Origin of the sequence: endosymbiont of unidentified scaly snail isolate Monju (assembly GCF_000801295.1) — a bacterium.
GTDB lineage: Bacteria > Pseudomonadota > Gammaproteobacteria > Chromatiales > Chromatiaceae > MONJU.
In genome coordinates this window covers 2307637-2319827 of record NZ_AP012978.1, presented here as the reverse complement: position 1 = coordinate 2319827, position 12191 = coordinate 2307637, and the positions used below count along the sequence as shown (strand labels likewise).

Here is a 12191-nt window from a genome sequence, read left to right as displayed (position 1 = left end):
GATGTGCTAATAGATGTGGCGTATGTTTGCCGGGAAGCAGTTTCAGGCACCGGGCCGCCCGGCGGGATTCGGGGCGGCTTCTGGAGTCAGAGTAGAAAATTCGGCTTTATTACTCCGAGTCCACAATGGCGGGTCCCAAATGGGTCGACTGGCGTCCGGAACGCTTCTGATGCGCGTTCTTGATTGCAGATGCCCGCCACCCCGAGCGAATCCATCTCTCGGCACACCTCCCATTTCCAGCACCGCCTGCCGGGTTGCGGCGCGGTCGACAGCGGTCGATGATGGCGACGGTCAATCCAGAGGAGGAGCGGCGCGTGAGCGAGCAGGTGCGGGTATTGCGGCCCGAAGAGCACTACATCACCGAAGAACCCTACTACGAGCCGGTCGGCGAGGAGATCGCGGTGTTCGAGGCGGCCTGGCGGCACGGCCTGCCGGTGTTGCTCAAGGGGCCGACCGGCTGCGGCAAGACCCGCTTCATGGAGCATATGGCCTGGCGGCTCGAGCGGCCGCTGATCACCGTGTCCTGTCACGACGACCTGACCGCCTCCGACCTGGTCGGCCGTTTCCTGGTGCGCGGTGGCGAGACGGTTTGGGTGGACGGCCCGCTGGCCGCAGCGGTGCGCGCCGGGGCCATCTGCTATCTCGACGAGGTGGTGGAGGCGCGCAAGGATACCACCGTGGTGATCCACCCGCTGGCCGACGACCGCCGTGAGCTGCCGATGGAGAAGCTGGGCGAGCTGTTGCAGGCACCGCCCGAGTTCTGCCTGGCCATGTCCTACAACCCCGGCTATCAGTCGGTGCTCAAGGAGCTCAAGCAGTCCACCCGCCAGCGTTTCGTGGCGCTGGAGTTCGATTATCCCTTGGCCGAGCTGGAGGCGCGTATCGTCCAGCGCGAATCGGGGGTGGATCGGGAGCTCGCCGAGCGGCTGGTGAAGTTTGCGCACATGACCCGCAACCTGAAAGGCCAGGGGCTCGACGAAGGCGCCTCCACCCGCCTGCTGGTGCACGCGGCCAAGCTGATCGCCAGCTGGTGCCTGCACGCCATGGACAGCTACGACCGCAGCGGCCTGCACGCGGCCATGTCGGTGATCCGCGATCTCGACGGCTTTCTCGCCCTGGGTCATCAGCGTGCGGCCGGCGCCCTGTTCGAGTCCTCGGTGGGTGTGCTGGGCCACTTCGTACAGGGGCTGGACGGCCGGCAGCTCAAGATCGAGCGCGACGAGGCGGCCTGGACCGATGGCGAGGTGCTTTACCTGCCCGAGATCATGGCCCATTTCGACAACCCCGAGGACAACTTCCAGCTCTACAAGGCGCACGTCGCCCAGCTCTGGGCGCAGACCCGTTGCGGCACGCTGAACACCGAGCTGGCGCCCCGTTTCGCGGCCCTGCCCGACCCGGCGCGCGCTCAGGCCCTGTTCCACCGTCTCGAGGTCCTGCGGCTGAACGCCTTCATCGCGCGCGAGCTGCCGGGGCTTTATCGCACCATGCGCCGCCTGTCCGAGACCCTGGGCGATGCGCCCCTGCCCGCCGAGTGGCGCGAGGCAGAACAGGCGCTCGGCGTGCCGGGCGCCGGCGTGGAAGACAGCCTGGCCTGGATGGAACGACTCTACGACGGCCCGCTGCCCGCGCCGCTCTGTTACCAGGGGCAATTGCGCCCCGAGGCCGCCTGGGCGGCGCGGATGGAGCGCCTGGCACGCGACCGCGACTGGCTGCGACAGATGCTGCGCGTGGTCGCCGACGAGATCCTCGGTGAGCCCGAGACCCCGCGCGAGGCGTTGCCCACCTTCGAGCTGAAGGAGCGGGAAGAGGCCAGCGAGGACGAGCTGCTGCCCTTCGAGATTGCCCTGCAGGACGCCCCGGTGCCGGTGCCCGAGGCGGTGCGCGAACGCCTCACCTCGGTGATGCTGGATCTCGGCGAAATCCCGCCCGAATACCTCACCCCCGCCGGTGACGGCGAATACGATCCCGATCTGTTCAAGGAAGAGGAGAATGACGGCCTGGATGTCTGGTCCGGTACCTATCACGAGGAAGGCGCCTTCTTCTACAACGAGTGGGACCACGCGCGGCAGGCCTACAAGAAGGACTGGTGCGTGTTGCGCGAGATCGAGGTCGAACCGGCCGACACCGGCTTCTACCATGCCACGCTGGAGAAATACGCGGGGCATGTGCGCTCGTTGCGCCGTACCTTCGAGATCCTGCGCGGCGAGGACAAGCTGCTCAAGCGCCAGCGCCATGGAGACGATATCGACATCGACGCCCTGGTCGAGGCCTGGGGTGACATCCACCAGGGCCTGGAGATGTCCGACCGGGTGTTCACCCGGCAGCACCGCGAGGAGCGCAACATCGCGGTGATGTTCATGGTGGACATGTCGGGCTCGACCCGCGGCTGGATCAACGAGGCGGAGCGCGAGGCCCTGATCCTGCTCGCCGAATCGCTGGAGATCCTGGGCGACCGCTATGCCATCTATGGCTTTTCGGGGTGGACGCGCAAGCGTTGCGACGCCTACCGCATCAAGGACTTCGACGAACCCTGGAACGACACCGTGATCGGCCGGGTGTGCAACATCCAGCCCAAGGACTACACGCGCATGGGGGCGCCCATCCGTCACCTGGTGCGCAAGCTGGGCGAGGTCGATGCCCGGGCCAAGCTGCTGGTGACCCTCTCGGACGGCAAGCCCGACGACTACGATCTGGAATACCGCGGCGAATACGGTATCGAGGACAACCCGCCAGGCCTTGTTCGAGGCGCGCCGCGAGGGCGTGCACGCCTACTGCATCACCATCGACCGTGAAGGGCCCGACTACTTGCCGCACATGTACGGCGCGGCCAACTACACGGTGCTCGACGACATCGCCCAGCTGCCGCTGAAGGTGTCCGACATCTACCGGCGCATCACCAGCTGAGCCGCTGCCGACGCTTCACGGTGGAGCCTGTGAGGGCGGCGTCCCCGCCGCGAACGGTTCGGCCCGGGGACGGGCCTCCTGCAGAGCAGGGGCAGCGTCCTCGCCGCGAATGCCCGGCCGCTTCAATACGGGGGCGATCCTCGATGGAAACCGGGCGGGGCCGCGGGAGGGCGTCTCGCCCAGGTGCGCCGCGCCATCTCGCGCGCCAGCATCTGTCGGTAATACACGACTGCGCTGCTGCCGTTGGCGGCGATGTCGATGATGCGCCAACCCTTGCCCGGTTCACGTGCCAGGCGGAAGTCGATGCGCGCCGGGTAGCGGTCGGGGTTGAGAATGGCCATGCCGATCACCGCTTCGCTGCCGTCCGGAGAGAAGCGCGCTGGCAGGAAGCGGACCTGCTGTCCCCGGTACAGGGTCAGGCCCTGGGTGAGACGGGTGAGGAACAGGCGCTTGATCTCCTCGGCCATGGCGGTACGTTGTTTCGGGGTGAGCGCCAGGTAGACGCGTCCAGCTGCGGCACGGGCCATGGCGTCGAAGTCGAACAGCGGCGCGATCTCGGTATCCAGAAAGCGGGCGATAGCCGAGGGGGCCGGGCGCGGTTCCCGGTTCATGAAGGCCATCAGGCTCTGTACGCCGAGACGCAGGCGCTGCGCGGGATTGAGCGGCCTGGCGGCCGGAGCAGGTGTGGTGGCGGCCGATGTGGCTGGCGGGGTGGTCGGCGGTGACAGGGCGCTGGCAGTGCCGGCACACAGCAGGGCCAGGAGACACAGGAAGCTACGCATGATGGGGTCCTCGTGTTGGTCGTTTGCATCATGCCTCAGGTGAGGCGCCGAACACCAACAGTAGTCGCTGATAGGCTTACCTAGACAGCCTCTGATCACGTCGTCATCCCGGAAAATCCGAAGCATTTATCCGGGATCCACGAATCACAACCGATTGCTGGACAACATGGATCCCGGCTCACGCACGCGGCGCGTGCCTGGCCGGGGTGACGGCCCCTCGACTTGATCAGGCTTTCCTGAGACAACCCCAATCAAAGCCACGCTCAGAAGTCCGCCCGCAGCTTTGATTGGGGTTGTCCTAGTATCGGTCGGCGACCAGTTCGACGATCAAGGCGTGCATGGCCCCGGGGGCGGTGTAGTCGACGGGGATGCGCCAGCGCCCGCCATCGGGCAGTTGCAGGATCAGCGTCGGAAAGCTGTCCGCGCCCAGTTGCCGGGCCTCGGCAATCTCGGCTTCCAGTGCCTGTTGCGTGGCCGTTGCGTTGAGCTGTGTGACGAAGCGCTCGCGGGGCAGGCCGATCTCGCTGGCCAGTGCGATCAGGGTGTCGTCGTCCGAAGGATTGCGTGCTTCGCGGTAGTAGGCATTCTGGATAGCCTGGATCATGGGCGCTTCGGCCGCTGGGTCCAGGTTGCGCGCGGCGATCACCGCGCGGCAGGCCGGCCAGGTGCTGCGACGGGGCTGGCAGCGTTTCCAGAAGTCGAAATTGAATTCGGTGCCAGGGATGCGCTGCTGGATGCGTCGCCAGGTGTCCTGAAGATAGCGGCGCATGGCCTCGGGCATGGGCTCGTCGCTGTCGGGGGCCAGGCCGCCGAGCAGCTGGCGCAGTTGGATCGACGGTGGCAACAGGGTGAGCAGGCGTTCGAAGGCGGGACGAAAGCCCCAGCACCAGCTGCACATGGGGTCGTGGACATGGACGAGCACGGGATGGTCGGACATGATGGCAAGCACAATGGGACAACAGGCTCAGCATGGATCAGAAGTCGGGAAATGACAACGACAGGCTGGCGCGGGGCATGGTGCTGCTCGCCTGGGCGGCGGCCCTGCTGTTCGGTGCCTGGCTGTACCAGCAGCAGCTCGATCGGCGCGACAACCCCAACCGCGATCTGTCCACCGAGCCGGGCATCGGCGGGGTGCGCGAGGTGGTGCTGTTGCGCAATGCGCAAGGGCATTACGTGGCCGACGGGTTCATCGATGGTCATCCCGCGACCTTTCTGCTCGATACCGGGGCCACCACGGTGGCCATTCCCGAGGCGCTGGCGCGGCGCTGGGGATTACGCCTGCGGCCGGGGGGGTACAGTCAGACCGCCAACGGTGTGGTCCCGGTATGGCGCACCCGACTCGCCTCGGTGCGCCTCGGGGCGATCGAACTGCATGACGTGAGCGCGGTGGTGATGCCCTCGATGGCTGCAGAGGCCGATGTGCTGCTGGGGATGAGTTTTCTCAAGCACGTGGAACTGGTGCAGCGAGACGGCCGACTGTTGTTGCGCCAGCCGTAAAACGAAAGAACGCCGCGCGGGGCGGCGTTCCCTGGTGCGTCATGAAGAAGACGATCAGCTGTTGATCGTTTCCTTGAGCGCCTTCAGCGCGGTGACCCGCACCGTGGTGGATGCCGGCTTGGCCGGGATCTTCATCGGCTCGCCAGTGGCCGGGTTGCGGCCCATGCGGGCCTTGCGCGCAGGCTTTTTCACGCGGCGGATCTTGACGCCGGTGTCGGGGATGGTGAACTCGCCGGAGCCGCGGCGCTTCATGTGCGCGGTGATCAGGTCGCCCAGTTCGGAGAATACCTCGGCCACCTGTTTCTTCGACAGGCCGGTGGACTCGGCGATATGGGTGACGATCTGGGTCTTGGTCATCTTCTTGGTGATGGCCTTGATCTTCTTCGCGGGTGCAGCTGCAGCTGCCTTCTTGACCGCCTTTTTCTTAGCGGCCTTTTTCTTGACTGCCATGTTTCGACTCCTGCTGTTTGGTGGAAAAGCGTTCGAAACATAGCACAGAAAAAAATGGTGCTGAACAATGCCGGGCGGCTTTTTTGTTGAGAGGTTCGCAAAAATCCCCTTGATTACGGGGTAACGTGTCGCGCTTGCCCAACAAATGAACTAGTACATTAGAGGGCAGAGGTGGCTGATGTTTGTGCACCGTTATTTTCGAGGAGGAGGAACGATGCGCTGGATCCTGCTGGCGGCCATGCTGCTGTCCGGCGCCACCGTGCCGGTTGCGGCGGTCGAACTGGCCGGCGTCACGCTGCCGGCCGAAGTGCGCGTGGACGGCATTGTCCAGCCCTTGCGCCTGAACGGTGCGGGCATCCGTTACAAGTTCATTTTCAAGATCTACGTGGCCGGCCTGTACCTTCCCGCACCGGAATCGCGTGCCGAGGTCTTGCTGGCCGATCCGCCGCCCAACCGGGTGGTCATGCACTTCGTCTACGACGAGGTCTCCCGCGACAAGTTGAACGCTGCCTGGGAAGATGGCTTTCGCGCCAACCTGGATACGGCGCGCTATCAGGCACTGGTGCCGAGAATCGAACAGTTCAAGGCGATGTTCAGGACGCTGCGCGAGGGTGACGAGGTCTGGCTGGAACATCTGCCCGGCGAGGGCACCCGGGTGAGCATCAACGGCGAGGTACAGGGGCTGGTTCCCGGCGACGATTTCAATGCGGCCCTGCTGGCGATCTGGCTGGGGCCGGAACCTGTGACCGGCTCCCTCAAGAAGGCGTTGCTCGCGGCCGATAATCCCGGATGAACCCGAACTCTGGAGCTGTTGCCTGATGGCATCCGTGAATCCCCTGAAGCCCGGCAAGTACACCAACCGCGATATCGCCATCCTGCGCAACGTCGTGCCCCTGCACACCCTGCCGGACGAGATCTTCAACGAGCTGCTCGACGACCTGGTGGTGGAAGAACTGGGCAAGGGGGAGCTGCTGTTCCGGCAGGGAGACACCGATCACGTCAGTTTCTACCTGCTCGAGGGCAAGGTGGCCCTGCTCACCGGCGAGAAGGTCGCCGACATGCTCGAGGCCGGGTCCGAACATGCCCGCTTCCCGGTGGCCCACGTGCTGCCGCGCAAGATGACGGCCCGGGCCGCCGGGCGGATTCGCGTGGCCCGTCTCGACAGCCGCCGCATCAGCGAACTGCTGGCACGCACCCACAGCGTCGATTATCAGGTCGATGAACTCGAGGAGGGCGACGCCGACGACTGGATGAGCCTGCTCCTGCGCTGCCGGGTGTTGCAGCAGCTGCCGGCATCCAACATCCAGCGCGTGATGATGAGTGTCGAGCAGGTGGAGGTGTCCAAGGGGCAGGACATCATCCGCCAGGGGGACCCGGGCGATTACTTCTACATGCTCATCCAGGGCCAGGCCGTGGTGCGCCGTGAGCAGGAGGGGGGCGAGTCGGTAGAACTGGCGCGGCTGGGGCCGGGCGATGCCTTTGGCGAAGAAGCGCTTCTCTCCGATCGGCCGCGCAACTCCACGGTCAGCATGCTCAGTAACGGTCAGGTGCTGCGCCTGGCCAAGCAGCAGTTCATCGAACTGATCCGCACCCCGCTGTCCACCCGCATCGATTTCGACGAGGCGGTACGCAAGGTCGACCAGGGCGCGGTCTGGGTGGACCTGCGTGCTCCCGAGGAGTACGAGGCCGACCACTTCCCCGGCAGCATCAATGTGCCCGTGGAGTCCTTGCGTTATCAGCTCTCCAGCCTGGCGCCGGACCGCCATTACGTGCTCTACAGCAACAGCGGCGGTCGTGCCGGGGTGGCCGCCTTCCTGATGATCGACCAGGGCTTCGAGGTCTCGATACTGGAGGGTGGCCTCGATCGCCTGCGTGCCGAGCAACCCGTGGAAAACCTGCCGCCGGCTCCCGATGTGCCGCGTTCTTCATCCGACGAGCAGTTGCAGGAGAGCTCCGAGTTGCGCCGCCGGGTGCTCGAGGCCGAGCAGCGCGCACGCGAGCTGGAGCAGCGACTGAAGGTCGCCGAGGCCACGGTGCAGGGGGCCCAGCAGCAGAAGCAGGAACAGCTCCAGGCGGTGAAGGTCGTGGTGGATCAGGCGCGCGCACGCCTGCAGGCCAGCGAGCAGGAGCGCCAGGCCGCACTGGCCGAGCGCCAGAAGGCCTACGAGGAGATGGAGGCCCTGACCTCGACGCTGGAAAGGCTCGAGTCCGAGCGCACCGAGCTGGCTGAGCGCATGCGCGAGATCGAGGGGCTCGATCAGAAGCTCCAGGCCCGGTTGGAAAAGGTCGAGCGTGAATTGGTGGGCGAGCGCGAGCGTGCCGAGTCGGCCAGCGAGGCCCTCGAAGAGATCGGCGAGCGGCTCAATGCGGTGATGGCGGAGCGTGAGGCCGAGCGTGAACAGCATGCGCGCGAGACCGGCGAGCTCAAGGAGGAGATCACCACCCTGCGCTTGGACCTCGAGCAGGCCCAGGTAGAGCTCGAGGAGCTGCGCCTCGCCCAGCAGGAGACCGCCGACGCAGAGGGTCGTATCGCCGGCGAGCTGCGCGAGTGGCAGTTGAAGTTCGAGGCCAGTGAGGCCGCGGCCGCCGAACTGCAACAGGCCCTGGCCGAAGAGCGCGAACAGCACGCTGCCTTGCAGGCGCAGCTCGAGGCGTTGAACGACACCGTCCTGGCCCGTGAGCAGGAAGTTGCGCAACTGCGTGGCGAGGCGCTGGCCTGGCAAGGGCGTGCCGAACAGGCGGAAGCGCGTGTCGCCGAACTGGAGCAGGCCCTGCAAGAGGCCTGCGAACAGGCGATCGATCCCGAGGTGCTCGAACAGGCCCGCTTACAGGTGACGACGTTGGAGCAGGCGCTCGCCGAACGGGAAAGGGCCGCTGAAGGCCTGCGTGCCGAACTGGAAAAGGCAGAGGAAGAGAAGGCGGCTGCCGTCGAGTCCCTGCAAGCCGAACTGGATAGCCTGCGCGCGCAGCTCGCGCAGCAGGCCGGTATGGCGGCAGAGCAGGCCGAGGTTGGGAATCGGGTTGCGGAACTGGAAGAGGCCCTGGCGCAGAAGACGAAGGAAACCGAGGCCTTGCAGCAGCAACTGGCCGAAGCCGGCCAATGGCGCGAGGCGGCAGAGGCCACCGACGAACGTGCCGCCGCCTTGCAGGAACGCACGGCCTATGCAGAGGAGCTCGCCCAGATGCTGGAACGGGAGCTGCAACAGGCCAGAGAGCGCCTCTCGGACCGCGACGAGGAGATCGAACGTTCGGCGGCCGAGATCAGGCGGCTTCGTGCCCGCCTGGAGGAAATGGAACAGCGGCTGGCCGAGGAGACCGATGAGCAGGGGGAGCAGGTTGCCGCGCTGGAAGCCGAACTGCGGGAGTTGCACGAGGCGTTGATGGTCTCTGCCGAAGAGGCCGAATCGCTGCAGGAACGTCTTTCCTGGTCGCAGCAGGATTTGCAACGGGATGAAGAGCGCGAGGCGCAGATTGCACAATTGCAGCGTCAGATCGAGGAGGCGCAGGCCGCGCTTGATCAAAAGGACGGGAGCGAGGATAGTTTGCGCGATGAATTGGCGAGGCTGCGCGATGCGGCGGCCGGGCTCGAGCAGGAAAGGCAGTCCCTGGCCGAAGCGCTGGCGGCGCGCGAGGACGAAGTACGGGAACTGCGCAGCGTGATGGAAACCTACGTGGAACGGATCACCCAGGCAAAATTCGGTGAGCTGGAACAGCTTGAGGCCCTGAAGAGCGAAATGGCCGTGTTGCGCGAGGAGTCCGAGCGCGAGATCGCCCACCTGCGTGAACAACTGGCCGCAGCAAGGGAGCAGATCGATCGCCTGGACGACGATTCCTGCTCGGAACAATCGGGTGTTGCCGATCTTGAGGCCATGCGCCAGGAACTGCACGACGTGCGGCGTGCGCTGGAAGAACGCCAGCATGACCTGGCCTCGGCCGAAGAGAGCCGGCAGTTGCTCGAAGACGCCCTCGAAGATGCCAATACCGAGCTCGATCGCATGCGGCGTGAGCTCGACCGCCTGACGGTGGAGACCGAGGAGGCCGTGTTCCATGCCGAAGAGGCCGAGAAGGCGCGAATCCAGTTGCAGCAGGAGCTCAAGCGTTTCCAGGAAGAGATCGAGCAGGTCAAGGTCGAGGACCTGCGCGACGAGCGGGTGCGCGGCGGCAAGGTGCCGCTGGACATCGATACGGTATGGAACGGAACCTGGAGCTCGCGCCTGATCTCTATCCTCATCGGCAGTGGCGCCACCCTGGCGTTGCTGGAGGGGCTTTCCTTCCTCGCCGGGCGCGGAGAACTGATCGGCGGCCTGTTCGAACTGCTCGGAAAATAGCGCGACCGGAACTTCCATGGCCCGCATACTGTGCGTGGGCATCGCCACGCTCGATATCGTCAGTCACGTCGAACGCTACCCCGCCGAGGACGATGAGGTGCGTGCCAGCGCACAGTCCTGGCGTACCGGTGGCAATGCCGCCAATACCGCAGTGGTGCTGGCGCAACTGGGCCACCAGGTGAGCTGGACAGGCAACCTGGGTGAGGGACCGGCCAGTCGGCTCGCCGAACGGACCTTCGATCGTCACGGGGTGGCGCATGCGTCGGCCTGCCGTATTCCCGGCCATGATCTCCCCGTTTCCTGCATCACCCTCGCCGGGAGCGGCAGTCGTACCATCGTTCACTACCGCGACCTGCCCGAGTATTCGGCGGCAGCCTTCGTGACGCTCGATCCGGGCGCTTTCGACCGCGTGCATTTCGAGGGACGGGCGGTCGATCAGCTCCAGGTGATGATTCGCCGGGTGCGAGAGGCCGGGGTACCGGTCTCGCTCGAGGTCGAGAAGCCGCGTGAGGGCATCGAGGCCCTGTTCGGGCAGGCCGATCTGCTGCTGTTCTCGCACCATTACCTGCGGCACCATGGCCATGCCGACCCTGCCGAATTCCTGCGTTCGCTGCCCAGCGGGGTGGTGGCGACCTGCACCTGGGGGCAACACGGGGCCTGGGCGCGCGATGGCGAAGGGGAGGTTCGGTACCTGCCGGCGCATTTGCCGCCGGAGGTAGTCGATACCTTGGGAGCGGGTGACGTGTTCAACGCCGGGATGCTGCACGGCCTGGCCATGTTCGATGACCTGGATCTGGCGCTGGCCTGCGCAGTGCGCCTGGCCGGCGAGCAGTGCGGGCGGCCGGGGCTGGAGCTGGCGACATGAGCCGTTGGTTCGATGCCGGCCCGCTGGAGGCCATCCCCGACCCCGGGGCCCGGGGGTTCGATCACGAAGGCCAGGCCTTCTTCGTGGTCCGCAAGGACGGAGAGGTGCGCGCCTACCGCAATCGTTGCCCGCATACCGGGGCCCCCCTGGAATGGCAGCCGCACCAGTTCCTCGACATGGACAACAGCTTTATCCAGTGCGCCATTCACGGGGCCCTGTTTCGGGTGCGTGACGGCCTCTGCCTGCGCGGCCCCTGCGTCAACCAGTCTCTGCAGGCCCTGCCGGTCGCGGTGCGCGAGGGACGAGTGCAGGTGGAGTTGGCCGCAGACTGAGCGGTAGCGCCGGGGACTGTGTGCTCACGAAACTGCCGGCATCGGCCGTGAGCAGGTCGGCTGGCAGGCCCCGCTGCGCGGGCTCCTCCTCCCGGGCTTGCAGCGCTACAGCCGGGGTGATGCGTGCATCCAGCGTGATGGGTGCCTCTCGGTTCCTGCGCTGTCCGGGGAACTCGATCGGCTGGCCTGTGCCCATGTCGTATTGTGTGATCATGCTGCACCTCCGGATTACTGCTTTTAGTGTGCTTGACGGCACGCGAAAGGCTTTCTTGATCAAGAGACCGCCGCCGGTCACGCGCCGTTTCCGCAGATCGGGATGGTGGTTTACACTGCCGTTTTCAATATTGGCAATTCAGCAACTGCTCATGGAATTGTCCGCGCAACTCTTTTCATCGACCCTGCTGTGGGTGTTGGGCCTGTTGCTGGTGCCGGTCTATGGCCTGGCCTGGCGCTGGGCCGATTTTTCGCGCCTGCAACGCGAGTCGGTCTCCGGGGCCTATTTCGGCGGTATCGTCACCCTGATGGTGCTCTGGCTGTTGCGTACCGACATTCAGCCGGGCATCGTCTGGCATCTGGGGGGAATGGTGTTTCTCACCCTGGCCTGGGGGTGGTCGCTGGCGCTGCTGGGCGGCGCGGTGGCGCAACTGGCGCTGGCCGGCGCAGGGGTGCACGATTGGGCGTCGATATTGCCCACGCTCTGGGTTCTGGTCGTGGTGCCGGCCTCCATGACCCAGGTGGTACTGGGGCTGGCGCGTGCCTTCCTCCCCAAGCATTTCTTCGTTTACGTGTTTATCAACGCCTTTTTCTGCGGCGCCCTGATGTCGGTGGTGATGGTGGCCGCCACCGTGATCCTGCTGTTGCTCGCCGGGCATCCCTGGGCGGCGTTGCGCGACGGGGTGGTGTCGCTGGTGCCGCTGATGCTGTTTCCCGAGGCCTTCCTCAACGGTGCCATCGTCACCGTGCTGATCGGTTTTCGGCCACAATGGATCTGGTCGTTCCGCGACGAGGAATATCTGAAGGGCTGAGGGGGGAT

10 protein-coding genes and 1 pseudogene are annotated in these 12191 nt (G+C 65.7%); 8 read left to right on the top strand and 3 right to left on the bottom strand.

Going from position 1 to position 12191, the window contains the following annotated elements:
* Positions 1 to 281: 281 nt before the first annotated feature.
* Both EBS_RS11195 and EBS_RS14350 read left to right on the top strand, forming a co-directional pair.
* Positions 282 to 1025 (top strand): annotated as a pseudogene (locus tag EBS_RS11195) (AAA family ATPase); the annotation flags it as partial.
* Positions 1026 to 2760: 1735 nt separating this feature from the next.
* Positions 2761 to 2904, top strand: coding sequence for a hypothetical protein (locus tag EBS_RS14350; protein ID WP_171816245.1), 144 nt, complete (start codon positions 2761 to 2763; stop codon positions 2902 to 2904).
* A 122-nt stretch (positions 2905 to 3026) separates the two neighbouring features.
* Here EBS_RS14350 and EBS_RS11185 read toward each other — a convergent pair whose 3' ends face one another.
* Entirely contained in the window at positions 3027 to 3686 is a 660-nt protein-coding gene (locus EBS_RS11185; RefSeq protein WP_043108748.1) for an MlaC/ttg2D family ABC transporter substrate-binding protein, read from the bottom strand.
* Between the two features lie 298 nt (positions 3687 to 3984).
* Positions 3985 to 4623 carry a DsbA family protein gene (locus EBS_RS11180; RefSeq protein WP_043109762.1) on the bottom strand — a complete coding sequence of 213 codons (639 nt, stop codon included), beginning with the start codon at positions 4621 to 4623 and terminating at the stop codon, positions 3985 to 3987.
* Positions 4624 to 4655: 32 nt separating this feature from the next.
* Here EBS_RS11180 and EBS_RS11175 point away from each other — a divergent pair, with 32 nt between their 5' ends.
* On the top strand, positions 4656 to 5183 hold the full coding sequence (locus EBS_RS11175) for a retropepsin-like aspartic protease family protein (protein WP_043108747.1): 528 nt from the start codon (positions 4656 to 4658) through the stop codon (positions 5181 to 5183).
* Between the two features lie 54 nt (positions 5184 to 5237).
* Here EBS_RS11175 and EBS_RS11170 read toward each other — a convergent pair whose 3' ends face one another.
* The gene (locus tag EBS_RS11170) at positions 5238 to 5633 is read right to left on the bottom strand and encodes an HU family DNA-binding protein (RefSeq protein WP_043108745.1); all 396 of its coding nucleotides are present in this window, start codon (positions 5631 to 5633) and stop codon (positions 5238 to 5240) included.
* A gap of 214 nt (positions 5634 to 5847) precedes the next feature.
* Here EBS_RS11170 and EBS_RS11165 point away from each other — a divergent pair, with 214 nt between their 5' ends.
* From EBS_RS11165 to EBS_RS14090, 5 genes are all read left to right on the top strand, one after another.
* The gene (locus tag EBS_RS11165) at positions 5848 to 6426 is read left to right on the top strand and encodes a chalcone isomerase family protein (RefSeq protein ID WP_043108744.1); all 579 of its coding nucleotides are present in this window, start codon (positions 5848 to 5850) and stop codon (positions 6424 to 6426) included.
* Between the two features lie 25 nt (positions 6427 to 6451).
* On the top strand, positions 6452 to 9961 hold the full coding sequence (locus EBS_RS11160) for a cyclic nucleotide-binding domain-containing protein (RefSeq protein WP_043108743.1): 3510 nt from the start codon (positions 6452 to 6454) through the stop codon (positions 9959 to 9961).
* Between the two features lie 16 nt (positions 9962 to 9977).
* Positions 9978 to 10826: a PfkB family carbohydrate kinase gene (locus EBS_RS11155; RefSeq protein ID WP_043108742.1), complete on the top strand. Its 849-nt coding sequence runs from the start codon at positions 9978 to 9980 to the stop codon at positions 10824 to 10826.
* Positions 10823 to 11158, top strand: a complete 336-nt coding sequence (locus EBS_RS11150) for a Rieske (2Fe-2S) protein (RefSeq protein ID WP_043108740.1) — start codon at positions 10823 to 10825, stop codon at positions 11156 to 11158. Before EBS_RS11155 ends, EBS_RS11150 begins: the two co-directional genes overlap by 4 nt.
* A 365-nt stretch (positions 11159 to 11523) precedes the next feature.
* Entirely contained in the window at positions 11524 to 12183 is a 660-nt protein-coding gene (locus EBS_RS14090; protein WP_043108739.1) for a hypothetical protein, read from the top strand.
* The last annotated feature ends 8 nt before the right edge of the window (positions 12184 to 12191 follow it).

Bases quoted from the DNA above. Each gene is read 5' to 3' on its own strand.
- EBS_RS11185 (WP_043108748.1), bottom strand. From the start codon at position 3,686: ATGCGTAGCTTCCTGTGTCTCCTGGCCCTGCTGTGTGCCGGCACTGCC.
- EBS_RS11180 (WP_043109762.1), bottom strand. From the start codon at position 4,623: ATGTCCGACCATCCCGTGCTCGTCCATGTCCACGACCCCATGTGCAGC.
- EBS_RS11175 (WP_043108747.1), top strand. From the start codon at position 4,656: ATGGATCAGAAGTCGGGAAATGACAACGACAGGCTGGCGCGGGGCATG.
- EBS_RS11170 (WP_043108745.1), bottom strand. From the start codon at position 5,633: ATGGCAGTCAAGAAAAAGGCCGCTAAGAAAAAGGCGGTCAAGAAGGCA.
- EBS_RS11165 (WP_043108744.1), top strand. From the start codon at position 5,848: ATGCGCTGGATCCTGCTGGCGGCCATGCTGCTGTCCGGCGCCACCGTG.
- EBS_RS11160 (WP_043108743.1), top strand. From the start codon at position 6,452: ATGGCATCCGTGAATCCCCTGAAGCCCGGCAAGTACACCAACCGCGAT.
- EBS_RS11155 (WP_043108742.1), top strand. From the start codon at position 9,978: ATGGCCCGCATACTGTGCGTGGGCATCGCCACGCTCGATATCGTCAGT.
- EBS_RS11150 (WP_043108740.1), top strand. From the start codon at position 10,823: ATGAGCCGTTGGTTCGATGCCGGCCCGCTGGAGGCCATCCCCGACCCC.
- EBS_RS14090 (WP_043108739.1), top strand. From the start codon at position 11,524: ATGGAATTGTCCGCGCAACTCTTTTCATCGACCCTGCTGTGGGTGTTG.